The following is a 24,970-nucleotide window of genomic DNA, read 5'->3' as shown; positions in this document are numbered from 1 at the left end:
TCCGATGCGGGTGCTGGTCACCGGCGCGGCCGGGTTCCTCGGCGGGCACCTGTCCCGGGCGCTGACCGCCGCGGGACACCAAGTGGCCGGGGCGGATCTGCTGCTCGACCAGGTGCACGGGCCGGACGCGCGAGCGCCGGAAGAGGCCGCGCGAGTCGACGTTCGCGACGCCGAAGCGCTCGCCCCGCTGCTGGACGGGGTGGACGTGGTCTGCCACTTCGCGGGCGTCACCGCGGGTGCGCAGGCCGCCGACTTCGCCTCGCACAACGACCTCGGGACCGCGGTGCTGCTCGGGGCCATGGAGCGGGCGCGGGTCGGCCGCCTGGTGCTCGCCTCATCGATCGCCGTCTACGGCGAGGGCCGCTATCGCGGCGCGCACAGCGGCCCGTTCTTCCCCACCTTGCGTCGCCGAGCCGATCTCGACCGCGGCATGTTCGACCATCGCGCTCCGCACACCGGCGAGGTGCTGACCTGGGAACCGGTCGGGGAGGACGCGCCGTTGCGCCCGCGCGGTCCCTACGCGGCGAGCAAAGTCGCGCAGGAGCACTACGCGCTCGCCTGGGGGTTGGCGACCGGCGGCGCGGTCACCGCGCTGCGCATGCACAACGTCTACGGCCCCGGAGCACGCGCGGGACTGGTGGGGCGGCTGCGCGCCGAACTGGCGCAGGGGCTCGCGCCGCAGGTGTTCGAAGATGGCGGACAGGTCCGGGATTTCGTCTACGTCGGTGACGCGGTCGCGGCTACCGTCGCGGCGGTCGAGCGGGCGCTGCCCGGCTTCGTCGCATTGAACATCGCCTCGGGGCGGCCGATCACGGTGTGGGAGGTGGCCTCGATCATGGCGCGCGCCCGCGGCGGCCCCGCGCCGGTGGTGACGGGCCGCTACCGGATCGGCGACGTCCGGCATTTCGTCGCCGACCCGGCCAGGGCGAGGCACGCATTGGATTTCACGGCCACCGTGGCGCCTGCGCAGGGACTGGCCGAGTTCGCGGCCGCCGACTGATCCGTCGCCACCCGGTCGGCCGGACGCGGCCGCTCAGCTCGGCGCCGGCGCGAACTCCCCGGCGTGGGCGGTGGCCCACTGCTCGAAGGTGCGCGGCGATCGGCCGGTCACCTGCTCGACGGTCGGATAGAGCGTCGCCTCATCGAGCGTGCCCTCGACGAAGAAGCTGAGGAACGCGTCGACATACTCGCGGGGCATGGTGGCGGCGAGCTCGGCCTCGGTCTCGTCGTCGCCGAGTTCCTGCGCCACCAGCGGCCGGTTCAGCACCGCGGCGAGCACCGCGACCTGCTCCGCCGGTCGCAACGCCTGCGGGCCGGTGAGCTCGAGCACCTGACCCTCCAGTCCCTCCCGAGTGAGCGCCGCGGCCGCGACCGCCGCGATATCGGCGGGATCGATCGCGCCGACCCGAACGCCGGGGAACTGCACGCGGACGACGTCGCCCGCGGCGAGCTGCGGCAGCCAGCGCAGCGCGTTCGACATGAACGACCGCGGCCGCAGGAAAGTCCAGCTCAGCTCGGAGGCGCGCACCGCGTCCTCGGACAGCGTCATGTAGCGGGACACGGCGTTGTCCATGTCGCGCAGTGCGGCCGAACCACTGGAGAGCAGAGCGACCCGGCGCACCCCGGCCTTGTTCGCGCGATCCAACAGACCGGGCAGGTCGTTGTAGCCGGGGAGCAGGAACATTCCGTCCACGCCGTCGAGTGCGTCGGCCAGCGTCTCCGGCCGGTTGAGATCACCGGTGACGGCCTCGACACCGGAGGCGAGCGCCGCCTTGGCGGGGTCGCGCACCAGCGCTCGCACCTGTTCGCCCGATTCGCTCAGGGTCCGCACCAGTTCCGCGCCGACATTCCCGGTGGCGCCGGTTACCAGAATCATTTCTACTCCGTGTTCGATTTGCAGCGCCTGCGGCGCTGCGTGTTCGCGGCCCCCTGGTGGCTCGCGTCCGAGCGACCACCCCTGGCGACTTCGTCGCGGACGCGGCGGCCGCTCGGACGCGAGCCGGGCCGCGAACGGCCAATGCTCGGTCTCGCTTCGCTCGGAAGACGGGGTTGGGCCGGTGCTGGTTGCGTGTGGGGGCACGCGCGGCATCTAGTGCTCACCCGTCCAGTTCGGTGTACCAGCGTCCATGACGCTGGCTCGGGGGTGTGATCGTGGGGTTGTGGCTGCGGTGCCGCTACGGGTAATGGTTTCTGTCGGCCATAGGGTATCCGGTGCCCTTGAGACCAGGTATTTGTCAACGACGGGAAGTGTTGCGCCGGAGCAGTTTCGAGTGTGTCGGTGTGGGGCGGCGCCTGGATCGCAGGTGCGGATCACCATGATCGCCCGGTGCTTCGAGCCGACGAGGATCGGGTGATCGGCGTCGAGGTGGCGGCCCGCCAGGGTGATCGTGGTGTGGGGGCGTGGTGGCGTGCGGGTTGTGGTGGCGTGCGGGTGGCGTTGTCCGTGTCGTGGTGCGTGCGGGATGGTCGGCGGCTTTCATCTCGTCGTCTGCGCGCGGTCTCGGCAGACGTCGTGTACCGCGCGGAGGCGTGAGCTGCTCGACCGGATGACCGCCGCCAATGCGCGTTGCGCCTGCCGGCCGTGTGAGCGAGGCCGCGACCCCGCCGCGGGTGGGATCGCCCGGCACGTGCACGTCGGCGGGAGATCGCCCGCGCCGCGAACGTCGGGGTGGCGCTTACGAGCCGCTGGAGCGCGTCGAGCACTTTGCGGTGCACGGTTCAGCCGGCCGGTTTCGCATGGTTCCGCGTGCGGCGGTGACCGACTGTGGACAGGTCCCGAGTTAGGCTCGCGCGGTGGAAACTCCGTTGCGGCTCGAGGTCATCGTGGCCAGTGTGCGTCCGGAGCGGTTCGCACCGGTGGTCGGGGACTGGTTCCTGCGTACCGTGCGCGCCCATCCCGAATTCGACACCGGTGTCATTGATCTGGCACACACCCCGTTGCCGGTCGAGCTCACCGAGAACGAGGCGACCACGGCCTATCGCGCGCGGCTGCGGGATGCCGACGCGTTCGTCGTCGTCACCTCCGAGTACAACCACGGCTACCCGGCGTCGCTGAAGACGGCTTTCGACACCGCGAAACACGAGTGGCGCGCCAAACCCATCGCTTTCGTCTCGTATGGGGGCCTCTCCGGTGGCCTGCGGGCGGTGGAGCAGCTTCGCCAAGTCGTCGCGGAGATCCACATGGTCTCGGTCCGCGAGACGGTCAGTTTTCATCAGGCCAAGAAGCGATTCGACGACACCGGCGACACAAGCGACGGTGCCGCTATCGATGCGGCGGGCCGGATGCTGCGCCAATTGGCCTGGTGGGCACGCACTTTGCGAGCCGCTCGGACCGGCGATCCGTATCCCGGCTAGCGGCTAGTGGGTCGCCACGGCGCGGCGGCCGCGTGGCTGGCCGATGTAGGTGGCTTCGCTGGGGATGGACACCAGCGTCAGATCGACCTGCGCCGTGCCGGTGCGCAGCACCACGTGGTTGCCGATCGCACCCGGTTGATGGATGGCCAGGTCGGGTCGGCTGGCGGGCCAGCCCATCGGATCGCCCGTGACGTAGATGGTGGTGACGCCCGCGTGCGGGGCCGGTGCGAGCACCCCGTCCACCACCGTGGCGGTGAATCCCGCGTCGGACTGGTGGGTTTCGACCGCGATGGTCAGTCGCTCCGGATTTCCGATCGTGGTGACCAGGTTCTCCCATGCTCGCGCCCGGTCGGTGCGGATGAGGATCCGTTCGCCGACCGCGAGCGCGCGGAACACCAACTGCTGCGCCAGGTACAGCTCGCCCGCGACGTACACCGTCGAGATGCCGACGCCGACGATGCGGACCGCGACGCCATTGCCTTCGTCGTCCGATCCGATGAGCTGTCCGCAGCCGGAGGAGGGCAGGTGCAGATCGTCGACCACGTCGATCAGGTGCTCGATCATCGGGACGGTGTCGTCGACGCCGGGCACCGCGATCGGCAGGTGGGCCAGCAGTCCATCGCGGTGGCGGCCGTTCATCGAGACCATGCCCGGCAGTTCGGAGCGCTCCGGCAGCTCGCGGGCGGTCAGCCGCCAGGCGGCGCCGATGTTCACCGACTCGGCCGAATTGCCGGGGCGCAGGCGCACGGCCACGGTGGTGCCCCGGGACGGAGCGACCCACAGCTGGGCGAGCAGATCGGAGTCGAGCCGTTTGGGGTCGACGGCGCTGCCGACGTTCACGCTGTTGCCGATTTCGGCGTAGCGCCAACGGTGTTCGAGCGTGCGCGGGTCGTAGCCGCTGGTGATCTGCAAGACCGCCTTGCGGATCTCGGGCGCGGTGAGGATGCGGGCGTTGCAGTCGGCGTCCTCGAGCGTGCGCATGATCCGCTGGGTGGCGATGGTGACCGCCCGCGAGGCGCCTTCCGCCCCGCCGCCGCGGCGCGCCGTGGCCTCCGGGCATGCCACCGCGTCGAAGCTGATCGCCAGCCACACCGCGCGGTGGGCGGTGGCGGGCAGCGGACCGAGCAGCGATTCGTAGATCTTGCCCGCGGGCGTGCCCGAACGGCTGCGGTGCCCGTGGCTGATGATGTCGATGCCGCTGAGCAGGATGTCGTGCTGGTTCAGGCATTTCGCCAGCTCCGCCAGCGGAAGCAGGTGCGAGGCGTGCACCGTGGTGCGAGCGATCCTGGTCAGCCCGCCGGGCGGGGGGAGCACCTCGACCACCGTCACCACGCGGCTGCCGTCCCAGTACAGGCCGAGTGAACGTCCGTCCGTGCCGCGGTAGTCGACGGTGTCGCCGATCTCGTAATCCCGGCGGGTGAGGTAGCGCCACCAGGTGGCGATCCAGTCCAGCATGGTGCGTTTGGCGACCGGGATCAGCGGAATCAGCGCGACGACGACCGCCACGCCGAACGCGGGAAGCCCCGGCAGACCGGCGAACAGCGCGACGACTCCGACAACCAACCCGATGATCTGCGCGACCAGCAGGTTCTGCATCGAGATGCGCCCGAGCAACGGTCGTGGTCCCGCGCCGGCCGGTTCCGCCATCGTCGTCCCCCAAGTACCCGATATCGGCCGCTCCACTGTGGCCGAGCTGAACAACAGTCCCCGGGAACTGTACTGCGTTCGGCGAACGCGAGCACCGTTCGGGGGAGGAATAGTGCCTCCGAAACCCGCCACACGCATGTGTTCTGGGTTTTCCGGCGAGTACGCGGACGGTCAGATCCAGAGGTGCGCGGTGTCACCGGGGTGCGGCAAGCGGCGCGCTCGAACGGCGGGCGGCCCGTACAACGGTGACAGAAACAAGTAGAAGCGCAACCGCCGATGAGGGCGCAATCCAGAGGAGGAGTCATGGCAGGCGACCGATACCGGATCAACCATTTTTCGCAGTCGAACCCGGCTGGTCCAGGCCAGGGGGATGTTGCGGCGTTGCTTCGGACGATCGCGGCTTCGATCGAGCAGCTCGGCGACGTTTCCGTCCAGGATCTTGTCCTGCACCACGAAATCACGTCTGAGGGCTCGTGGCCTTCGATCACCGTCTACTACAGCCGCCATCGGTCTTCGGTACAAGCACCAGCAGGACGTGATGGTGGCCCATTATGACGCCGGATAAGCACCTGGTGAAAAGGCTTGGGAGGAAACAAAAATTGAAGGAGCAACAGCACTTACCCCGGATTGGTAGCCGGTGCCGATTCCGGTACCCTCCGAGTCGGCGAGAGGGAGTTCTCGCCACAGATATGGAGGGGATTCACCAAGATGAAGCGCACCGCATATAAATTGGCGATCGGGTTCACCGCCGCGATCGTGGCGGGCACGGTCGCCGCGTCGACCGCAGGAACCGCCGCCGCCCAACCGATGCGTACCAAGCACGGCATGACGTACAAGGAGTGCATGACAACGGGCAAGGACAGCTTCCGGCGGATGTACCACAAGGAAGCGGTCTGCGTCGGAGACGGCTACGGGTACTACAAATTGGAGCCCGCACCCGGACAGTGAGTCCGCCCGAAGTTTCAAGATCAGTGGCACATGGCGGAGACCTGTTGTCGCGAATAGCGCAGCCATGTGCCACTGATCATGCTCGGCTACGTATCGTCGCCGTGGAGGCCGAATCTGCGCCGGATGGGGAACGATGCGAGCATTCCCAAGACGAGCAGTGATGTAACGGCGCCGCTTCCGATCAGCGCGACATCGCGGGCGCGATTGTTCGGGGGCGGTGTCGGCGCAGGGATCGGGAGCTGAATACTCTTGGCCGGAGACGGTCGCTTCGGCGGCAACGCATGGCCTACCTCTGCGGTCAACGCCTGAACGGGATCGACAGCGCCGTAGCCGACGTAGGGGTTCCATCCCTCCGCGGGGGCGTGGGCGGTGGCCTGAATCCGTTTGATGACCTCCAGCGCGCTCAACTCCGGGAAACGCGCTCGCACAAGGGCCGCTACACCCGAAACCAGTGGCGTGGCGAAACTGGTGCCTTGAATCGGCCCGAGCCGTCCCTGTTGATTGACGCTGCCGACTTGAACCGCGGTTCCTCTGCTGTTCGGATCGTTGAACAGTGGATCGAGGGAAGTGATGTTCTCGCCGGGCGCCGCGACGCCCAGCCATGGCCCGGGAACGGTGAACGTCGACGGCTGCCCGTTCCCGTTGACGGAACCGACAGCGAGCACGTAGTCGTCATAGCGCGCCGGTGACACGTTCAGGTCTACTTTGCTCCACGGGTCCGCCGCGGGGTCGAGAGGATCGATCACCGCGTTGGTGCCCTTGCAGCTGTCGGAGTTGTTCTCTCCGCTGTTGCCGGCCGCTACCACGATGACCACGTTCTTCTCGATCGCCGCGTACCGGACCGCCGCCCCCAGATCGGTGTCTTCGAAGGGTTCGGAAGTCGGCCTGCACGCGACTTCGGACACATTGATGACGGTGGCGCCCATGTCCGCCGCGCGACGGATCGCCGAAGCCATCGTGCGAGTGGTGCCGTATCCCTGAGGCAATGCGTCGGGCCCCTTGTCCCGGTTCGCGCCCTCCTTCTGATACAGCCTGCTGGTCTGGCGGATGGTGAGTATCTGCGCCTCCGGAGCGACTCCCGAGAAGCCCTGACCGTCGACCTCCGTCGCCGCTATCAGCCCCGCGACCAATGTGCCGTGCGCATCGCAGTCCTCGGTTCCGTCACCGCTGCTGACGTAGTCGCCACCCGCGATCAGCCCCGGCAGTCGCGGATGCCGGGCGACACCGGTGTCGATCACCGCCACCAGTTGGCCCGCGCCCCGGGAGAATCGCCAGGCGTGTTCGAGGTTGAGCGCGCGTTGCGCCTCCGGGGTGGACGGCCCGTTGCCGCCGGACCCGGTGCTGACGCACGGGGTGTTCGACGCCCGCTCGGTCTTGTCCGGCGGCGCCGCCGGCTCGCCCGGCGGCGGCGCCGTATTCGGGCTCACCGTCGGTTTCTCCGCGTGCGCGTGCGGGGTCGCTCCGAATCCGACGGACATGCTGAGCGCGAGAACGCACGCGGCCGCTCCCGTTCGAACCACACGGAAACGAGAGCCGTCCAAGGGTTTCTGGATCATCGAGCCCAGCTCACAGCCCGCGGACGAGTGAGTAGAGATCCGCTACCCAAAAGGCCAGCGGCAGCACGGCGGCGACGAAGGTGTACTCGAGCAGTTCGACGCCGCGGCGCATCGGCGGGGTGGCCGACTGGTTCGGGATGATGATGCCGAGGATCAGCGCGGCGACCAGGGCCACCATCGCCGCGCCGAAGACGGCCAGCGGCTGGTGCATCGCGAAACCGGCGCCCACCAGCATGATCAGCACGATCGCCGCGCCGCCCGCGATGAGCACAACGGCCTGCTCCGCACCGGCGTAGGTGCGGCTGCGGAACATCAGTACCGCGGCGCAGACCAGCGCGAGCGCGATGCCCGGCCAGTACGGGTCGCCGGAGGCCGGGTCGGTGGCCGCGAGCGCGCCGATGGCGGTGACCAGCGTGGTCGCCGCGACGAGACCGGCGAGGTACATGCGGGCGCGTTCCGACTTCACCCGCAGCGCCTCCATGGTCGGCAGCGCGCGGTGATCGTCCGGATCGTCCTCGGTCGGGTCGATCGGGGTGCCCGGCGAAGGGACCGGCGGCAGCGGCAGTTTCGCCAGCAGCATGGATATCCGTGGGGCAAGGGAGAGCCCGACGAGACCGAGCGCCGCCGCGCCGGCGCCGATCGCGCGGTCCGGCTGGCCGGTGAGCAGGCCGACCAGTGCCGCGGGCACCGCGTAGGCGGCGAGCGTGGCCACGCCGATGAACAGCGCGAGACCGACGCCGGTGACCCGCCATGCCAGGATCGCCGTCGCGCCCGCCAGGACCGATCCGAGCAGGACGTGCGCCCAGCCGTAATGGTCCGGCACGAAGAGCATGCCCGCGCTGAAGGCGGCGGGCAGTGCGCAGCCGCCGAGTACCAGTGCGGTGCCGGTGTCGCCGTACATCCTGCTCAGCACCATCGCCGCGACCACGAGCAGGATCGCGACCACCAGCGCGATCGAACCGCCCACCGCGATCGGCAGCGAGCCGGGCGACAGCAGCAGGCCGAGGCAGCCGACGATCATGGTGACCGCCGCGAGCACCGAGCCGGTGATCCGCGCGACGCGGGGGGTCCAGCTGCGGTAATGGTCGGTGTCGGCGATCGCGACGTTGTACATGATGTCGTCGAACAGCGGCGTCGGCGCGGTATGCGAAGCGCTTTCCAGCATCAGCAGTTCGCCGTCGCGGACTCCGTGCTCGCCGAGGCTGAGCGAGTTGGAGAACGGCGGATGGCCGATCCGGGCGAGCACCCAATCCGCGGGCTCGTAGCGCTCGCCCTCGTTGTCGAAGTCGTTGCTGCGGCTGTGCTGGGCGACCATGTCGACCACGCTCGGAATGACCAGCGCGACCGGCACGTCGACCGGTATGGCCATGTCGACCTGGGTGTGCTTGGCCAGAATCGTCACCCGGGCGAGATCGGGAGCGCGGACGATCCCGCGCGCGGATTCTTCGTCGATGTGGTCAAGTCGCGCGTGCGTCAAGCTTCCCCCAACTCGGTCTTCTACCTCGTGATTCCGCAGCCTCGCGGGCCGAGTGCGAGCTTGCGAACCCAGGGTCCGGGCAGCAGAATGCTGGTCGAACTGTACGACATGTCGGCTGTCACCTCTACACTGAGGCCGGATCACAGCTGGCCGAAGGGGGATTCTCGTCGATGAGCACTGTCCGCTTCCAGCGCCGTGCGCGCCGCGAGATGCCTCGAACGCCCGGTGGCGAGGTGACGCTACAGCCACCGCCCGAAATCCCCCGGGTCACACCGGGAAACCTGGTGATGAAGCTGATGCCGGTCGTGATGGTGATCGGCATGGTCGGCATGATGGCCCTGCTGTTCACTCAGGGCGGCGGTATCGCCTCCAATCCGATGAGCATGATGTTCCCGCTGATGATGCTGTTCTCGATGGTCGGCATGTTCGCCGGTCAGGGGGGCGGCAAGGGGCAGAAGGCCGCCGAGGCGAACGAGGACCGCAAGGACTACCTGCGTTATCTCGACCAGGTTCGCAAGGACGTCAACGAGACCGCCGGCCAGCAGCGCGCTTCCGTCGAGTGGAGCCACCCGGAGCCCGGCCTGGTCTGGATGCTCGCGGGCACCAGCCGCATGTGGGAGCGCCGCGCGGGGGACAAGGACTTCTGCCACGCCCGCATCGGTCTCGGCGGCCAGCGCCTGGCCACCAGGCTGGTCGCCCCGGAAACCGGCCCGGTCGAGGAGCTCGAGCCGATCGCCGCCGTCTCGCTGCGCCGCTTCGTGCGCGCGCACTCGACCGTGCCCGACCTGCCGACCGCCATCGCGGTCAAAGGCTTCGCCACCATCGCGCTGGACGGTGACCGCGCCCAGGCGCGGGACATGACCCGCGCGATGCTGGTGCAGCTGTGCATGTTCCAGGCGCCGGACCAGGTGCTCGTCGCGGTCGTCTGCGGCCCGGACACCGCTGCGGAATGGGAGTGGACCAAGTGGCTCCCGCACACTCAGCACCCCGACGCGCAGGACGGCATCGGCACCCAGCGCATGTTCTACGGCTCGATCCGGGAGGCCATGACGGGGCTGCACCCGTTGCTCGGCAACCGGGTCCGCTACTCGCGCAACCAGCCCGCCAACGCGAACATGGTGCACATCGTCTTCGTGGTCGACGGCGGCCTGCTCGAGGCCGAGGACGATCAGCTGCGCGAATCCGGGTACGAGGGTGTCACCATCATCGATCTGTGCGGCTACGCGCCGCGCCTGGCGGTGTCCCGCGGTATCAAGATGATCGTCGAGAACGGCGAGTGCGTCGGCCGCGGCGCCACCGGCAATCAGGAGCGCTTCGCGCTCATCGACCGGATCAGCCCCGAGCAGGCGCAGCAGGTGGCGCGCAGGCTCGCACCGTACCGTGCGGCCACACAGCGCAGCAGTGACGTGGAAACCGATGACTCCGAGGTGATCTCGACCTGGGCGCAGCTGATGGGCCTGGGTGACATCGGGGCCTTCAACCCGGAGCACGCGTGGCGGCCGCGTTACGGACGGGAGCGCCTGCGCGTCCCGTTCGGTGTCGGCGCCGACGGCCTCCCGGTGGAACTGGACATCAAGGAGGCCGCCGAGAACGGCATGGGCCCGCACGGTCTCTGCATCGGCGCCACCGGTTCCGGTAAGTCGGAGTTCCTGCGCACGCTGGTGCTCAGCCTGCTGGCCACGCACTCGCCCGACCAGCTGAACCTGGTGCTGGTCGACTTCAAGGGCGGCGCGACCTTCCTCGGCCTGGACGGAGTGCCGCATGTCGCCGCCGTCATCACGAACCTGGAGGAGGAGGCCGACCTCGTCGACCGCATGAAGGACGCGCTGGCCGGCGAGATGAACCGCCGTCAGGAAGTGCTGCGCGCCGCGGGCAACTTCGCCAACGTCTCGGAATACGAGAAGGCCAGGGCGGCGGGCGCCGACCTGGATCCGCTGCCCGCGCTGTTCGTGGTGCTGGACGAGTTCTCCGAACTGCTCACCCAGCACCCGGATTTCGCGGAGCTGTTCGTCATGATCGGCCGGCTCGGCCGCTCGCTGCACGTGCATCTGCTGCTCGCCTCGCAGCGCCTCGAGGAAGGCAAGCTCAAGGGCCTGGAGAGCCACCTGTCCTATCGGATCGGCCTGAAGACGTTCTCCGCCAACGAATCGCGACAGGTCCTCGGTGTGCCGGACGCCTACAACCTGCCGAACAATCCAGGTGGCGGCTACCTGAAGGCGGATTCCGGCGAGATCCAGCGCTTCCAGGCTTCCTATGTCTCCGGCCCGTACGTCGGCGGGGGCTCGCAGCGCGACATGATCGTGGCCACGCAGTCCGGCGAGATCGACGTCAAGGCACGGCCTTTCACCGCGACACATGTGGACTTCCGTGCCGCGGATCGCGTTCCGCTGCCACCGGAACCGAGCCTGGAACAGGAACACCAGGACGAGGACGGCGAGCAGCTGTCCAACGTGACCATGCTGGTCTCCCGGATCCGCGGCCACGGCCGCCCGGCGCACGAGATCTGGTTGCCGCCGCTGGACGAGGCGCCCACGCTCGACCAGCTTCTCCCGCGCTCCATCCTCACCGGCGAGTACTCCGCGGTGTCCACGCTGCGTGCCCCGATCGGCATCGTCGACCGGCCCTACGACCAGCGTCGCGACCCGATGGTCGTCGACCTGTCCGGCGCCCGCGGCAATGTCGCCATCGTCGGCGGCCCGCAGTCCGGCAAGTCGACCGCACTGCGCACCCTGATCATGGCGATGTCGTTGACGCACACCGCCGAACAGGTGCAGTTCTACTGCCTCGACTTCGGTGGCGGCACCCTGGTCAGCCTCCAGGGCTTGCCGCACGTCGGCTCGGTGGCCAGCCGGTTGGACGAGGACCAGGTCCGCCGCACCATCGCCGAGATGACCACCATCGTGCGTCAGCGCGAGGCGCGCTTCCGCCAGTTGGGCATCGAATCGATGGCGGACTTCCGCAGGCTGCGCGCGATGGACCCGGCCGCGAGCCCGGGCGCCGCCGGTGCGCACGAGGATCCGTTCGGCGACGTCTTCTTGGTGATCGACGGTTTCAGCTCGATCCGCCAGGACTTCGAGATGCTCGAGCAGACCATCATGAATCTCGCGGTCCAGGGTCTGTCCTACGGCGTGCACGTGGTGATCGCGCTGAATCGCTGGGCGGAGGCGCGGCCGGCGCTCAAGGATCAGATCGGCACCAGGATCGAGCTGCGCCTGGGCGATCCGATGGACTCCGATCTGGGTCGCAAGTTCGCCTCGCTGGTTCCGCAGGGGCGGCCGGGGCGCGGTATGACGCCCGAGTGCCTGCACATGCTCACCGGTCTGCCCCGCATCGACGGCAGCGCCGACCCCACCGACCTCACCCGGGCCGTGGCGGACGCGGTCGCCACCATCGCCAGGTTGACGCCGGGCCGGCATGCCCCGCAGGTCCGTATGCTGCCCGAGCAGCTCTCCCGCGAGCAACTGCTGTACCTGGCGGGCGACTGGCCGTCGCAGGTCGACCCGAACACGAAGTGCCTGCGCATCCCGTTCGGCATCAACGAGTCCGAACTGGCGCCGGTGCACATCGACTTCGCGGAGAGCCCGCACTTCATCATCATCGGCGACACCGAATCGGGAAAGACGACGCTGCTGCGTTCGCTGATCGAGGGCATCGCCGCGTCCAACACCCCAGACCAAGCCCGCTTCATCCTCGGTGACTACCGGCGCGGCATGCTCGGTCTGGTCCCGGAGGGATACCTGGCCGGTTACGGCTCGACGGCGCCGCAGTTCACCCAGAACATGAACGACCTGGCCGCCTATGTCAGCAAGCGCACTCCGGGGCCCGACGTCACTCCGCAGCAGTTGCGGGATCGCTCGTGGTGGAGCGGACCGGAACTGTACGTCATCGTCGATGATTACGACCTGGTCGCCTCGTCCGCGGGTAACCCGGTCCAGGCCCTGCTCGAACACCTGCCGCACGCTCGCGATCTCGGCTTCCACGTGATCATCGCCCGGCGTTCCGGCGGTGCGAGCAGGGCGATGTTCGAGGCCACACTCGCCAGGATGCGGGATCTGGGCTCCGCGGGCCTGATTCTGAGCTGCAGCAAGGACGAGGGTGTCCTGATGGGCACGAAGCGTCCGAGCCCGATGCCCCCGGGCCGGGGCACCTACGTCACCCGGAACACCGAGGGCCTGGTGCAGACGGCTTGGATGCCGTCGCTCTGATGTCCGAGGTCGAACTCGTCGTCACCGAGGCGCGTGTCTGGGCGCGGGGCGCCGACACGCACTGGGACGTGCCGCCATCGGTCGTCCTGGGCAGCAACGGCTTCGATCTGGTGGTGGGGCAGCCGCTGAACCCGCGGACGCAGGTCGGCTCGGTAGTCCAGTTCGTGCCCGCCGACGCCATTGCCTTGCCGCCCCGTACGCCCTCGGTCGTGGACGCGATGGCGGCCGTGTTCGCGAATGTGCTGGAGAATCTGCGCATTCCGGCGCCCTGCGCCCGGATGACTTTGATCTGCCCCACCGAATGGGGCGCCGACCGTCGCGATGTGCTGGAACACGCGGCGCGCCGCTGCACGCAGAAGGTCGTGTTCGAGCAGATCGCGGTGCGCTCGATAGCGGCGGACGAGGGCACCAGCCATAGTCGGCGCACGCTGGTCCTGGAGTTCGCCATGCTGACCACCACCGCGTCCGCGGTCATCCGGAGCCATCGCGGCGTGCATGTCGAATCCTGCGAACTCGAGCCCACGCTCGCGCTCGACGACATCACCGCGGAATCACCGGGGTTCGCGAGCTTGCGCGCGCTCGTGGCTCGGCTGCTCGACGGCGGCCTGATCGACCTTGCCCAAGTGGTCGGCCTCGCAGACACCGCGAGACTCGACCTTCTGCGGTCCGCGATCGAGCAGGCCGCGGGCGCTGCCGTCGAGCTGCGTCCGGTCGCCGGTGTGGATCTCGTCCGGGGTCGTCGGCTCGAACCAGGCGATTCACCAGAACCGTCGCCCGCGCCCGCGTCCACCGAGTGGATGCAACCGCTCCGGGAACGCGCCGCCGAGCAGCGGCAATCGCGCTATCGCACAGCTGGTTTCGCGATCGCCGCGATCACGGCCGTGTTGACCGTCGCCTTGGCGGTGGTCGGCGCGGTGGTCTTGTCCGGTCGTGAAGACGACGGAGCTACCGCCGCCCCGGGCACCGAGGCGGCGCCGACCAGCGCCACGCCGCCGGTGGGCACCTCGATAGGCGCGTCACCTGAAGCGTTCGGCCGCATCCGATTTCAGGTTCCGCCGGGCTGGCGAGTCGCTCCGTCGCCGGAAGGCGGACGCGCCCGTGTCGATCTCGTTCCCGAAGCCGGTGCCCGCCAGCGGATCACGATGATGCAGACGCCGCTGGCGGCGGGTTCCGGTTATGAACAGGTCGCCGCGAAGCTGGAGACGCAGATCGCGCAGCGCCCGCCAGGGGTGCTCACCGACTTGAAACGCGACGTCGTGTTCGGGGGCCGTTCCGGCCTGGCCTACTCGGAAAGCCCCGGCGACGGATCAACCGTCCGGTGGCATGTTCTGTTGGAGCATGGCATTCAGGTCAGCATCGGTTGCCAGTATGCGGGAGACGGGTGGAGTCAGTTGGAAACCCCGTGCTCGAATTTCGGAGACTCGGTCCGCGTCGTCCCGTGACCTGCCGTGCGGCGGTGTCGCCTGTAGGCGGTGTCGCCTGTAATGGAAAGCCTTCGAGTGTAGAACGATTCGAGCCCCCGGCACCGAAGTACCGAGGGCTCGAATCAGCCGAGACGGGATCTCAGAAGAGGCCCGCCAGCGCGGTGTCGGTGCCCTGCAGATCGGAGTTGCCGCTGCTGACCATCTTGCCCGCGCTTTCCAGCGTGGTGTTCAGCTGCGTGACCTGCGTGTTCCACTGGGCCTGCAGCGAGGCGAACGCGTCGTTCGCGTCACCCTTCCAGTAGTTCGTCACGAAGTCGGTGACCTGCTTGTGGAAATCTTCGAGCATGGTCATGACGCTGCGCGCCTCGGCCACGATGGCCTGTGCGCCCGCCTCGACCTCGCCGAAGTTGGAGGCAATCCGACCGGGGTCGTTCGCTACCATGGGGAGCTCCTTGTTGTCTGTGGTACGGCTATCGGATCAGGGGAGGTCCAGGCTGGAGGACTGCGCCGCCACCTGCTGGGCGAACTGCTGGTCCTGGTCCGCGAACTTCCGGCCGGCGTGAGCGAGCTTGTCCGACGTCTGATCCAGCTGGTCGTTCAGCTTCCGCGCCTGGGCGAAGTAGCTGTCCATGAACGTGTCGAACGCCTGACGCGCCGCACCGCTCCAGGTGGCGGTGGTCTGATCCGACTTGCTGTTCAGTGCGGTGATCGCGGTCTGCAGATCCTGATGCCGCTGCCGGCAGTTGTCTACAAACTTCGAGATCGCCTCTTCGCTCGCTTCGAGCTGTCCTGCCATTTCGGCTCCTTTCGGTTCCCGTCTCGGCCAACGGCGGAAGCCTCAGTTGGCCTGTACATCTGGTTGGACGCGGTGCGGGTCTGATCGGTTCCATCCGACTCGAGAAAGTCGGCTTCGCCCCACGGGATCAGGGCACTGCGCCCCTGAGCCCGGCTCGTCCGTGGTTTCGGCGGCCACACACGGGCCTGCTCGGAAGACCACGATGCGGTCCGGGTCTGCATGACTTGTCAACGCCAGCGCTCGGCTCCCCTCCTTCCCCCTGCTCGCTGCTGAAATGATCGGCGAGTGGGCTGGCTGCGGTACACCTTACCGAACGCCTAAGTCCGCCGCTACCAGCAGATTGCAGTTCGGCCGCGGTGAAAGCCGGTCGTCCGCAACCGCGAAAAGCTCACGAAGCGGACCTGGTCCCCGCCCTGATTCCCCTCGGGCCGTTCGGGTTCGAGTGTCCCGAAGGGATATCCGACGTGACTCGAATGTTGCTGTCCGCTATTCGGTCGGGCATCGTCAGTGACGATCGGAGGGTACGGACTCGTCCCCGGCGGGTACATCTTCTACAGCGGTTCGGCCGAACTGCACGAGACCCATGCCGAGACTTTGGCCGTACCCGCCGGTGTCACTTATGTCGGCGCGGACGCCGGTTTCGCGGCCTTGTACGACATCGCTCTCCTCAGCGGGATGTGGGGGATGTTCGCCGGTGCAGCGCACGCCTTCGCCTTGATCGGTGGAGAGGACATCTCACCGGTAGAGTTCGCGCCCCTGCTGGTCGGCTACCAGCAGGCGATGGCAGGGTACGCGTACGGCACCGCCGCGCAGCTGGCGAGCGGCGATTACGCCGAGGGAGTCGAGTCGAACGCGACGTTGCTGCGTACCGCGGCCGAACAGGGCGTCAGCCCCGAACTTCTCACGCCCTTCATGGCACTGATGCAGCGCCGGGTCGCAGAAGGCGGCGGGAACGAGTCGACCACCGGCGTCGTGGACCTCCTGCGCCGTTAGCGATCGAAACCCGGAGCCGGAACGAAGCCGCTCTCCGTCGAACTCCCGGTGTTCTCGGCGCCTGGCTGCGTCGATGAACGACGAGTCGGCTACTTCACCCGATTGCGCAGCACCGGCACCAGGCGGTCGAGCAATGTTTGCTGCGAGGACTCGCTCCAATTGCGAAGGGCGGCTACGGCTGCGGGATCGTCCAGTGGAATCACCGTCGCGCGCGTGCCCGCTACTTGGTACGGCAGACCGAGCAGGCCACCGCCACCGGCCTTTTCGTCACTGCGCACGGCCAGCACATAGCCGTCCGGCGCGACCTCGAGCCTGGTGGAGGACGTCAGTTCCCTCGGCGACGCCTCGTCGCCCTGCCGCCCGTAGTTGAAGTTGTAGACGAACCCGAGATCCTCCAGGAACTTGGTCTGTGGAGTGCCGCCCAGGAAGATCGAGACCTGTGAGCCGCGCGGCACGTCCACCATCGTGATCGTCTTCCCCCGGAACACCGGGTTGTCCGCCCGTGCTCGGTCCAGCGGTGACAGCGCGGTCGTGCTGGTCGGTGTGGCGCCCGTGGGCCCGGGAGCGGATCCGTCCCGATTCAGTGCCCAGATACCGATTCCCGCGGCGAGGGCGACCGTCACGACGCCCGCGGCTGCGGCGAGCAGCCAGTTCCTCCGCGCGGGTGGCGTGCCGGTGCTGCCCTGCCCGGAGACGGCGACGCGCGGATCGGTCCGCGGTCGCGGATCGAAAACCTGGATCGGATAGGTCGGGGAAGTATTCGTGGCCACGGGGTTGTAGCCGGGAGTGAGAGCGCTCGCGGCCGCGTCGGTGAATTCCCGGCAGCTGTGGAAGCGTTCGGCCGGGTTCTTGGCCATGGCCCGGGCGAGGACGTGGTCGATGGCGGGCGGCAGACCGGGGCTGACCGCGGTGGCCAGCGGTGGGGGCTCGTGCAGATGCCCCATCATCACCAGCGCGGGTTGCGTTCCGGGGTAGGGATTGCGGCCGGTGAGCAGTTTGAAGAACGAACACGCGAGGCTGTAGACATCGGCGCGGTGGTCGAGCGGGCTACCGGTGAGCTGCTCGGGCGGGGCATAGGCGATGGTTGCGACGAAGCTGCCGGTCTGCGTGAGTTCGGTGGTGTCGTCATTGGCTTTGGCGACGCCGAAATCCGTGAGCAGGACGCGTTCTTCTTCACCGTCGGCGGGGGTGGACAGCAGGAAATTCGCCGGTTTGACGTCGCGGTGCAGCAGACCCTTGCGGTGTGCGTAATCGAGGCCCTTACCCACCTCGGTCGTGATACGCAGGGCCCGCAGCGGATTCATCGCATGCGGATCGCGGGCCAGTTCGGCGGCGGCATCGGTGCCGTCCACGTATTGCATGGCGATCCACAGCTGGCCGTGTTCCTCACCGCGGTTGTAAACCGAGACGATGTTCGGGTGATCGAGCCCGGCGGCGAGATTGGCTTCGCGCTCGAATCGGGTACGAAACTCGTAATCGCGGCTGAGTTCCCCACCGAGCACCTTCAGCGCGTCAGTCCTGGGCAGGCTGGGATGTTTGGCCAGATACACCGTGCCCATCCCGCCCGCGCCGAGCACCCGCAGGATGCGGTACCCGCCGACGATGGTCCCGGGGCTCAGCGCCATATTTCACGATCTCCTGACTGGACGCGGGCCGCTGCGTTCGCCACGCAGCATATCGGAACCGGGTCGCGACGAAAGTGCGGCATTATCGGCTGTTCGCGAAAATGGAATACTGTGCGGCAGCTCGCTGCTGAGCGTCCAGCAGTTGATTCGCCGCGACGAATCCGACGTATTCTTTGTACGCGACGACGCAGGTGAATCGCCGGTCGTCGAAAAGCCCGGACCGGTTCTCCACACACGCCGAATCCGGCAGATGCTGTGGCGGATCCACCGCTGTGGCGACCACCGTCGGAGTGATGCGTTCCGCGGCGACCCGGCGCGCCGCCTCCGGGCTCGCGGTGCGGATGACCAGCGTTCCGCCGGAGACCGCGAATTTCTCGGCGCCCATCGCGGTGAAACGTTGTTTCGCGTAATCACGGTCTTCGGCGTATTGGATGATTCCGCGAAGACCCAAAAGGGCGTGCGAGTCGTCGTAGCTCGGGGATTGGACCTTGGCCGGATTCAGGGTGCGGCTGAGCAGATGCTCGGGGTCCCAGGGCAGCCGCAGCATCTCTTCTTCGGTGAGCGCGGGCAACTGGTCCAGCATCGGTAGCTGGACATCGTAGGCCTTCTCCGCCAACGCGATCAGGGCGTTGCGGTCGGGGGCGTTCGCTGAGACGAGGAACGCCACCACATAGGGACCGTGCGCGAGCACGGTGCGCAGGAACGGCGAGCCGGGACGCCAGTGCGCTCGTGCTTGCGGCTGCCGAGGCAGCGTGACCGGCTCGTTCTGGTCGCGGTAGGCGCCGAGATCGGCGTCGTGGAACTCGGTCGCGGCCTGGCGGGCACGCTCCGGGTCGGGGAACTGCATGACGGTCGTGGCGACCGTCGTGGAGTTGGGCCGGGGCTTGGTGGGCCACCCCGAGGCGAACAGGCTGATGTTCTGGTCGGACCCGTTGGTATGGAACCCGTACATCATCCGGTTCCGCTCCGCGATCGGCTTCATGTCCTCGGGGCGTCCGAGTTCGCCGGGCAGCACCCCTGTGCTGACGCTCGAGGGCGTCCAGCTGTACTTCATCCGGGGATCGATGTCATAGGCGGACGCGACGTGATCGGCCAGCCGCATCGCGGCGACCTTGCCCATGTCGATGAACAGCGGTTGGTAATCGTCGTCGTGCGCGTTCAGCGGCTCGGTGGGGTAGTTGCCGGTGTCGAGACGGCGGACGTCGATCTCGCCGGGATGCGCGGTGCCCGGCATGGTGGAACCACAACCGGTGAGGATCGCGGCGGCCAGTGCGCACGCGAGTGCCGCGGTGGCAGTGCGGAATGTGGTCATGCGGCATTCACCAACAGGGCGTATTGGGCGGAGATGCGTTGCTGCGCATCGAGTAACTGATGTGACCACGCGAATGCGGCGTAGCGGTCGTAGCTCACGGAGCAGTAGAACCGGACGACGACCGTCCTGTTGCCGATGTACTCCTTGCAGCGCGCCGCGGGCAGCCCTTTGGGCGACTCGGTGGCGCGGAACTTCTTCGTCAGACCACCGCGCTCTTCCCGCAGCTGTACGGCGGCTGCCGCGTCGCGTGCGCGGAACAGATCGGTCCCGTCGGTGGCGTACCGGTCCACTCCGGCCGCTTCGATGCTCCTGCGGTCCTCGGCCGAATCGGTGGTGAAGTGCAGAGCGCCCTGGCCCGTGTACGCCCCCGGCGGGTCGATCCAGGAGTCTTCCCGTGGCCGCGGCAGGGCGCGGTTGAGCATGCCGTCCATATCGATCGGCAAGCTCATCAGCTGGTCGACGGGGGTCGGAGTGAACCTGCCGATCGCCGGGACGATGGTGTCGAGACTCTTCTCGACCAGGGTGAGCAGCTGAGGTAGGTCGACCTTCTCCAGGTAGACCTTCGCGTAGTCGTACACCCAGGTGTAGATGACGAATTTCCCGGTGGCGAACCACGACCCGATCGACTGGTCCGTCGGCTGCCAGTGCGCGTGCGCGGCGGGGTACTTCGGGATCTGCACGGGTGTGTTGCGGTTGTTGGCCTCGAAGTCGACGCGTTCCAGGGCCGCCGCCGCGGCGGTCGCCTTCTGCTCGTCGGGGAAGATCAGGATGGCGTTGACCAGGTCCGTGCCCCGGTTGTCCGGCGCGCTGCCCGCGCTGCTGAGGAACCCGGACACGAAATCCGGTGCGGCCTCGCCGAACCGGGAGACGTCCATGATGCGCCCGAGCGATCCCTTCGGATCGAGGAAGACCTTGGCGATGGACGGATTCGCGGAAACGAACGCGGGGTCGATGTCCGACGGCAGTGGCACGAAGTTCGCCAGCCGCTCCGCCTCGATCATGCGCGCCTGCTCCGGATTCTTCGCGGTCCCCAACGCGCGTGGCTGAGTCGCGTAGTTGCCCACGTCGAGCTGCGCCAAGTCGACCGGCGGCGCGGACTGCTCGGGTCCGGCCTCCGAGTCACCGCACGCGCCACCCGCGACGGCGACGACTCCGGCCAGCACCAGGGCACAGGCGGTTCGAATCGATTTCGACATGACGCCGTGCTGCACTTCCCTCCCCTAACTGCGGTAGTTGCGCCGGAATCCTACTTCGCTCACCCGCGATCAGGGACCGCGAGAGCGTGGGCGCCTACCGGTGCTGAACTCAGAAACTGTTCGCCAACAGCGCATACTCCGCGGCGACCTTCTGTCGCACGTCGGGTTCCTTATCACTGGTGACGACTCCGACGTACCGCTTGTACGCGACGTAACACCGGTACTTGTACTCCCGGTCCGGGTCACCCTTGCTGTTGAGCTTCAAGCACTTGGCTCCGGGCACGTCCTTGGGGGCGCTGATGGGGTCGTAGTGGGCGCCTTCGCTCTCCTGCAGGCCGGTGAGCAGCTTCTGGGCGGCGGCCGCGTCGCGGGTGCGGGCGACGTAGCTGTCGTCCACGAGGCCGATGTGATCCACGCCCGCGTCCTCGATCAGGCGCAGGTGGACGGACTCGTCGTCGGCGCGGTGCACCGTGTGGTAGCCGCCGTAGACGGCGAACGCGGCCGGATCGGGAGCGCGGTTCTTGCGGTCGGCCACCGCGACGCGGGCGAGCAGGTCGTCCGGATCGACCTTCAGGCTGTCGAGCTTGTTCACCGGGGTCGCGGCGAACTTGTCCAGCTGTGCGACTTCGGCGGCCAGGGTTTTGTCGACCCACTTCACCAGGTCGTCGCCGTCCGCGGTGGGCCGCTGGATGAACAAGGAGATGACGAATTCCTTGTGCGCCATGAAGGTGCCGACGTTGGCGACGCCCGGCCGCCAGTGGATGAATGCCTCGGGGTATTTCGCCGAGGTGAGTTTGCGGTTGTCCGGCGAGACGGCGATGTCGACGTCCTCGAGTTCGCGCGCGGCGAGCTTCGCGGTGGCCTCGTCCGGGAAGCGGAACACGGCGTTCGTGACCGCGGTGGTGTCCGGCGCCGGGTTGGTCTGGCCGGCGGGATCGGGCCGGTCGGCGCCGCTGGCGGCGTACCCGACGACCAGTTTGCGATTGTCGAAGACCGGCTTGGACACCTTGGCGACGAAGTCGAGCGCCTGCTCGGCGTCCACGACGACGGTGCTGCCGCGGCCGAATTTCAGCGCGGGGTCGATGCGCACGGTCGGGACCACGGCGTCGGACATCCGCATGCCTTCCAACAGCGCGCCTTTGCCGCCGGACTCCTGGCTGTACTCGTGCTTGTCGACGGGATAGGTGCCGACTTCCAGCATGCGTACATCGATCTCACCCGCGGTCGGCGTGCCCTGCACCCCGGCGCAACCGGCCAGCATCCCTGCCAATGCCAGGCAAGACGCGGTGAGTGCGATGCGTTGCGTCCGAACCATCTCAGGCCCCTCGTTCCTCCCGTTGCTGACCATGAAGTTACCCGACGGAGGGCGGGCAGGGGGACCGATGGTGTTCCTATTGCAATACCCTTGTCGGTGTGGCGACGACCCCGCACTGCACCCCCGGTGGAGGCCGATACCGTTGATGGATCGGCAGGTCGAGGTCGTCGTAGGCAGTCACGCCGTGGCCAGGGTCGCGGGCGCGGTCGTCGTCGTCGCGCATCGCGGACCGGGCAGGCCCACCCGGGATTCGCCCGCCGCCGTCGCCCTCGCATCACTGTCCGAACTGGTGCGCGACGCGACCGATCAGGAGCCGGACGGGCCCGGCGCCCTGGTGGCGCGGCAGGCGACGCGCTGGCTCATGAAACACGCCGAGCGGATCAGCCCGGGCGAACCGATCGACTTCGGCATCCTCTCCGCCGCCGAGCACGGTGGCGTGGCGATCTTCCTGCACGGAGCGGTCACCGCCGTGCTGGCCGGTGACGGCGTGTTCGAGCGATACCGCGGCAGCGACGCCGCGTTCACGGTGGATCGGGTCGCGGCGGTGCCCGCACGAGCGGCGGCCTTGTTCGTCGACGACGGGAAGGGCCGGATCCCGGATCTGCCACCGGAGCGCGGCATCGGCCGGCTGGTGGAGGGCATCGCGCAGGCGGGTGGCGCGATCGTCTGGTCGGAGGGCTCCGGCGCCGACGCGTGGAGTGAGGGCGGGGCGTCCCGTCCCGCGGGCGCGCATCGCCGCCCGGAGACGGCGCCACTGCCCACGGCGCGCGTCGAAGCCGAGCAGCGCACCGGATCCGAGCCGCAGCCCGCGCCGCAACCGCGGCACGTGGCCGGACAACCGCGGTACCCGACCGCGCCGTCCACCGCGATGCTCGACGCGGAGGCCGAGCAGACGCCGATCGACCCGCACCACGCGCCCACCCAGGTGGGCGGCACCAATCCCGCGCCGCGGCCCGACCCGGCACTGCAGCGTCGGCTGGAGGCGACCGCGAAGGCCACCGCGCTCACCGTCAAGGTGATGGGATTCAAATGTGCGCGAGCGCATCCCAGCGATCCGCGATCGGCGTTCTGCACCGTCTGCGGCATGCCGGTGGACCAGACCCAGGCGCTGATCGAAGTGGTCCGCCCGCCGCTGGGCATGCTGATCCTCGACGACGGCATGACCTACATGCTCGCCGCGGACGCGGTGATCGGCCGCGACCCGGAGCGTTCTCCGGCCGCGGAGAGTGGACTGGTCCCGCTGCGCGTCGACGACGCCTCCGGCGGCATGTCCCGGGCGCACGCCGAGATACGCCTGGTGAATTGGGACGTCACGGTGGTGGACAGCGGTTCGACCAATGGCACCCGGACCCGGCTGCCGGGCTACCGCGACTGGGTGCGCTTGGCGCCGCACCAATCCATGGTGCTCGTCCCGGGCGCCGAGATCATGCTCGGCAACCGTGTGCTCCGCTTCGAACTGGCCGCGCCGCCACCGTTCGGCCGCTGATTTCCGCCGACGACCTTCCGGCGCCCGCATGAACCATGTGGTCGGCTACCGATAGGTGCCCAGACATTCGGTTGCGGCACCTCTGTTTACGAGTAGCGCGCCATGCAAGTGCTTTCGCCGTTGAGGACTCCCGCGCGGAAGGCGTCGACACGGGAAAAGCCGCTGGGGACGGTCTTGCCCTTCGCGTCGCTCGCGGCCAGCCCGTCGGTGAGCAGACCGGAAACCGCTTCGTCGAGATCGCCCGCGGCGAGTTTGATATCGCCCTGGTTCACCGGCCGCCCCGATTCGGCCAGCTTGCCGGTGACCACTCCGGACAGACAGGCCGCGCGCAGTGCGGTTTTGGCGCCGACCAGACTCTGGCCGCGGCTCTGCTGGACGGCCAGCGTGTATCGCGAGATGAACACGACGTAGCCGTTGTAGTCGCCGGTCACCTTGAGCGGCAGAGGGTCGTCCTCATCGACGCTGGAAGTGCCCCGCTCGGCCAGCGCCGGTATATCTGTCGCGATCGTGTTCTCGGCCGGGCAGTACGAGACCGGTGCGGTGACAACACCGTTGCGGCATTCGATCGTCGCTCGGGAATAGTTGTAGGTCGGCTCGTCCTCGACCGGCAGGATCGCTTTGAGCGCTTTGGTGAGCTCGATCAGGCTTTCCTTCGTGATCGGATGCTCGCCGTGCCCCGCGTCGTCGCTGAACGTCTGCGGCAGGTCGGCGCGGCGCTGATTGATCTCATCGATGTCGATGCCCTTGCAGGCGCGCGGACCGTCGGTGAAACCGATCTGCACGGCCGTGACCCGTTCGAAGGCCGAGCCGTGCACGCTCTCCGGGTCGTCGGGGTCGGAGTCGCGGATGGCGACGGTGGCGGCGAGCACCGAATTGAGGCCGTCGGAGGTGTTGATCGTGAAGTGCGCGGCCTTGCCTTCGGCGACGTGCCGCATGAACGCGCCCGCGAAGCAGTCCGCCTGCTGCTCCTTGACGATCACCGGGTCCTTCGGCCCGACGAGCTTGGCCATGGTCTGCACGGCGTGCCCGTACTCGTGCGCGAGCACCATCACCACGGCCATCTTCCCGAAGGTCTCCTCCATGGTGGGAAGCAGGACCGACCGGTCCCAGCCGATGGAATTGTCCAGACGGCAGTAGGCGGCGTTCACCAAGCGGTAGGTGGTCTCCTTGCAGAACTCGACCGCCTCGCCCCGGGCGGACTTCGCACTCCAGGACAGCAGCTTCTCGACGGGCTTGAACTCGCCCTGGAACTCCTTGCCGAACGCGTCGCGCCAGTAGGTCTGGATGTCGTCGACGGCGTTGAGCGCCAGGGTGTCCACCGGGCCGCTGTCGCCGTTGGACGCGGTCAGCGGGCTGTCGGGTACGCCGGTGCGCGGGCCGCTCGGGCCACTCGTGGTGGGCAGTCCGGCGACCTTGAACGGATCGTGGTAGATGGAGACGGCGTGGCCGTCGACCGAGCGGGTGCACCCGCCGGCCAGCACCAGAATCCCCAGCAGAGCCGCGACAAGCGCGGGCGCGTCGACTCTCGGCAAGGCTCCCCCTAGGTCGGCCGGCACAGCGTTCACATCGGTCGCCGGATCGGGGCAATTGGCGCATCGGGGGCACCGCCGATGTCCGGGCGATGGAATAGTATCCG

The 24,970-nt window shown here is 68.2% G+C and carries 20 protein-coding genes; 8 read left to right on the top strand and 12 right to left on the bottom strand.

The window, feature by feature from the left end:
• Positions 1-4: 4 nt before the first annotated feature.
• Positions 5-1,000, top strand: a complete 996-nt coding sequence (locus LTT66_RS07330) for an NAD-dependent epimerase/dehydratase family protein (RefSeq protein ID WP_233065420.1) — start codon at positions 5-7, stop codon at positions 998-1,000.
• 33 nt (positions 1,001-1,033) lie between these two features.
• Here LTT66_RS07330 and LTT66_RS07325 read toward each other — a convergent pair whose 3' ends face one another.
• Complete coding sequence (locus LTT66_RS07325) at positions 1,034-1,876, bottom strand: NAD(P)H-binding protein (RefSeq protein WP_233065417.1); 843 nt, start codon at positions 1,874-1,876, stop codon at positions 1,034-1,036.
• A 450-nt stretch (positions 1,877-2,326) separates the two neighbouring features.
• On the opposite strand from LTT66_RS07325, the gene LTT66_RS07320 reads away from it, so the two are divergent.
• On the top strand, positions 2,327-2,533 hold the full coding sequence (locus LTT66_RS07320) for a hypothetical protein (RefSeq protein ID WP_233065414.1): 207 nt from the start codon (positions 2,327-2,329) through the stop codon (positions 2,531-2,533).
• A gap of 260 nt (positions 2,534-2,793) precedes the next feature.
• Entirely contained in the window at positions 2,794-3,354 is a 561-nt protein-coding gene (locus LTT66_RS07315; RefSeq protein ID WP_233065411.1) for an NADPH-dependent FMN reductase, read from the top strand.
• 3 nt (positions 3,355-3,357) lie between these two features.
• Here the strand turns inward: LTT66_RS07315 and eccE are convergent, their stop codons facing one another.
• Complete coding sequence (gene eccE / locus LTT66_RS07310) at positions 3,358-5,001, bottom strand: type VII secretion protein EccE (protein ID WP_181722567.1); 1,644 nt, start codon at positions 4,999-5,001, stop codon at positions 3,358-3,360.
• 171 nt (positions 5,002-5,172) lie between these two features.
• Positions 5,173-5,454 carry a hypothetical protein gene (locus LTT66_RS07305; RefSeq protein ID WP_233065409.1) on the bottom strand — a complete coding sequence of 94 codons (282 nt, stop codon included), beginning with the start codon at positions 5,452-5,454 and terminating at the stop codon, positions 5,173-5,175.
• Positions 5,455-5,709: 255 nt separating this feature from the next.
• Between LTT66_RS07305 and LTT66_RS07300 the strand changes: the two genes are divergently transcribed.
• Complete coding sequence (locus LTT66_RS07300; protein WP_233065406.1) at positions 5,710-5,949, top strand: hypothetical protein; 240 nt, start codon at positions 5,710-5,712, stop codon at positions 5,947-5,949.
• Between the two features lie 86 nt (positions 5,950-6,035).
• Here the strand turns inward: LTT66_RS07300 and mycP are convergent, their stop codons facing one another.
• Complete coding sequence (gene mycP / locus LTT66_RS07295; RefSeq protein WP_233065404.1) at positions 6,036-7,427, bottom strand: type VII secretion-associated serine protease mycosin; 1,392 nt, start codon at positions 7,425-7,427, stop codon at positions 6,036-6,038.
• 88 nt (positions 7,428-7,515) lie between these two features.
• The gene (gene eccD, locus LTT66_RS07290; RefSeq protein ID WP_233065402.1) at positions 7,516-8,982 is read right to left on the bottom strand and encodes a type VII secretion integral membrane protein EccD; all 1,467 of its coding nucleotides are present in this window, start codon (positions 8,980-8,982) and stop codon (positions 7,516-7,518) included.
• A gap of 170 nt (positions 8,983-9,152) precedes the next feature.
• Between eccD and eccCa the strand changes: the two genes are divergently transcribed.
• Both eccCa and LTT66_RS07280 read left to right on the top strand, forming a co-directional pair.
• Positions 9,153-13,187, top strand: a complete 4,035-nt coding sequence (gene eccCa / locus LTT66_RS07285; protein ID WP_233065399.1) for a type VII secretion protein EccCa — start codon at positions 9,153-9,155, stop codon at positions 13,185-13,187.
• Entirely contained in the window at positions 13,187-14,629 is a 1,443-nt protein-coding gene (locus tag LTT66_RS07280) for a type VII secretion-associated protein (RefSeq protein WP_233065397.1), read from the top strand. Before eccCa ends, LTT66_RS07280 begins: the two co-directional genes overlap by 1 nt.
• A gap of 121 nt (positions 14,630-14,750) precedes the next feature.
• Here LTT66_RS07280 and LTT66_RS07275 read toward each other — a convergent pair whose 3' ends face one another.
• Both LTT66_RS07275 and LTT66_RS07270 read right to left on the bottom strand, forming a co-directional pair.
• A complete protein-coding gene (locus tag LTT66_RS07275; RefSeq protein WP_062973176.1) occupies positions 14,751-15,053 on the bottom strand; it encodes a WXG100 family type VII secretion target in 303 nt (100 codons plus the stop codon).
• A 36-nt stretch (positions 15,054-15,089) separates the two neighbouring features.
• Complete coding sequence (locus tag LTT66_RS07270; RefSeq protein ID WP_043720033.1) at positions 15,090-15,407, bottom strand: WXG100 family type VII secretion target; 318 nt, start codon at positions 15,405-15,407, stop codon at positions 15,090-15,092.
• Positions 15,408-15,914: 507 nt separating this feature from the next.
• Here LTT66_RS07270 and LTT66_RS07265 point away from each other — a divergent pair.
• Positions 15,915-16,400: an imine reductase family protein gene (locus LTT66_RS07265; protein WP_233065395.1), complete on the top strand. Its 486-nt coding sequence runs from the start codon at positions 15,915-15,917 to the stop codon at positions 16,398-16,400.
• Between the two features lie 89 nt (positions 16,401-16,489).
• Here LTT66_RS07265 and LTT66_RS07260 read toward each other — a convergent pair whose 3' ends face one another.
• The 4 genes from LTT66_RS07260 to LTT66_RS07245 all read right to left on the bottom strand — a co-directional run bounded on the left by LTT66_RS07260 (position 16,490) and on the right by LTT66_RS07245 (position 21,848).
• Positions 16,490-18,025 (bottom strand): serine/threonine-protein kinase, encoded by a 1,536-nt coding sequence (locus LTT66_RS07260; RefSeq protein WP_233065393.1) that lies wholly within the window; start codon positions 18,023-18,025, stop codon positions 16,490-16,492.
• Between the two features lie 82 nt (positions 18,026-18,107).
• Positions 18,108-19,337 (bottom strand): DUF7373 family lipoprotein, encoded by a 1,230-nt coding sequence (locus LTT66_RS07255; protein WP_233065391.1) that lies wholly within the window; start codon positions 19,335-19,337, stop codon positions 18,108-18,110.
• The gene (locus tag LTT66_RS07250) at positions 19,334-20,533 is read right to left on the bottom strand and encodes a DUF7373 family lipoprotein (protein WP_233065388.1); all 1,200 of its coding nucleotides are present in this window, start codon (positions 20,531-20,533) and stop codon (positions 19,334-19,336) included. Before LTT66_RS07250 ends, LTT66_RS07255 begins: the two co-directional genes overlap by 4 nt.
• 109 nt (positions 20,534-20,642) lie before the next feature.
• On the bottom strand, positions 20,643-21,848 hold the full coding sequence (locus LTT66_RS07245) for a DUF7373 family lipoprotein (RefSeq protein ID WP_233065386.1): 1,206 nt from the start codon (positions 21,846-21,848) through the stop codon (positions 20,643-20,645).
• 145 nt (positions 21,849-21,993) lie between these two features.
• Here LTT66_RS07245 and LTT66_RS07240 point away from each other — a divergent pair, with 145 nt between their 5' ends.
• Positions 21,994-23,334: an FHA domain-containing protein gene (locus LTT66_RS07240; RefSeq protein WP_233065384.1), complete on the top strand. Its 1,341-nt coding sequence runs from the start codon at positions 21,994-21,996 to the stop codon at positions 23,332-23,334.
• 86 nt (positions 23,335-23,420) lie between these two features.
• On the opposite strand, the gene LTT66_RS07235 is transcribed toward LTT66_RS07240, so the two are convergent.
• The gene (locus tag LTT66_RS07235; RefSeq protein WP_233065379.1) at positions 23,421-24,866 is read right to left on the bottom strand and encodes a neutral zinc metallopeptidase; all 1,446 of its coding nucleotides are present in this window, start codon (positions 24,864-24,866) and stop codon (positions 23,421-23,423) included.
• Positions 24,867-24,970 lie beyond the last annotated feature (104 nt).

Origin of the sequence: Nocardia gipuzkoensis, from assembly GCF_021183645.1 — a bacterium.
In the GTDB taxonomy this organism is placed as follows: Bacteria; Actinomycetota; Actinomycetes; order Mycobacteriales; family Mycobacteriaceae; genus Nocardia; species Nocardia abscessus.
Note: the sequence above shows the minus strand (reverse complement) of the source record. Positions and strands in the feature narration are given on the sequence as shown.

Bases quoted from the DNA above. Each gene is read 5' to 3' on its own strand.
- mycP (WP_233065404.1), bottom strand. From the start codon at position 7,427: ATGTCCGTCGGATTCGGAGCGACCCCGCACGCGCACGCGGAGAAACCG.
- LTT66_RS07275 (WP_062973176.1), bottom strand. From the start codon at position 15,053: ATGGTAGCGAACGACCCCGGTCGGATTGCCTCCAACTTCGGCGAGGTC.
- LTT66_RS07240 (WP_233065384.1), top strand. From the start codon at position 21,994: ATGGATCGGCAGGTCGAGGTCGTCGTAGGCAGTCACGCCGTGGCCAGG.
- eccCa (WP_233065399.1), top strand. From the start codon at position 9,153: ATGAGCACTGTCCGCTTCCAGCGCCGTGCGCGCCGCGAGATGCCTCGA.
- LTT66_RS07280 (WP_233065397.1), top strand. From the start codon at position 13,187: ATGTCCGAGGTCGAACTCGTCGTCACCGAGGCGCGTGTCTGGGCGCGG.
- LTT66_RS07255 (WP_233065391.1), bottom strand. From the start codon at position 19,337: ATGACCACATTCCGCACTGCCACCGCGGCACTCGCGTGCGCACTGGCC.
- LTT66_RS07300 (WP_233065406.1), top strand. From the start codon at position 5,710: ATGAAGCGCACCGCATATAAATTGGCGATCGGGTTCACCGCCGCGATC.
- LTT66_RS07245 (WP_233065386.1), bottom strand. From the start codon at position 21,848: ATGGTTCGGACGCAACGCATCGCACTCACCGCGTCTTGCCTGGCATTG.
- eccE (WP_181722567.1), bottom strand. From the start codon at position 5,001: ATGGCGGAACCGGCCGGCGCGGGACCACGACCGTTGCTCGGGCGCATC.
- LTT66_RS07325 (WP_233065417.1), bottom strand. From the start codon at position 1,876: ATGATTCTGGTAACCGGCGCCACCGGGAATGTCGGCGCGGAACTGGTG.
- LTT66_RS07270 (WP_043720033.1), bottom strand. From the start codon at position 15,407: ATGGCAGGACAGCTCGAAGCGAGCGAAGAGGCGATCTCGAAGTTTGTA.
- LTT66_RS07260 (WP_233065393.1), bottom strand. From the start codon at position 18,025: ATGGCGCTGAGCCCCGGGACCATCGTCGGCGGGTACCGCATCCTGCGG.
- LTT66_RS07250 (WP_233065388.1), bottom strand. From the start codon at position 20,533: ATGTCGAAATCGATTCGAACCGCCTGTGCCCTGGTGCTGGCCGGAGTC.
- LTT66_RS07330 (WP_233065420.1), top strand. From the start codon at position 5: ATGCGGGTGCTGGTCACCGGCGCGGCCGGGTTCCTCGGCGGGCACCTG.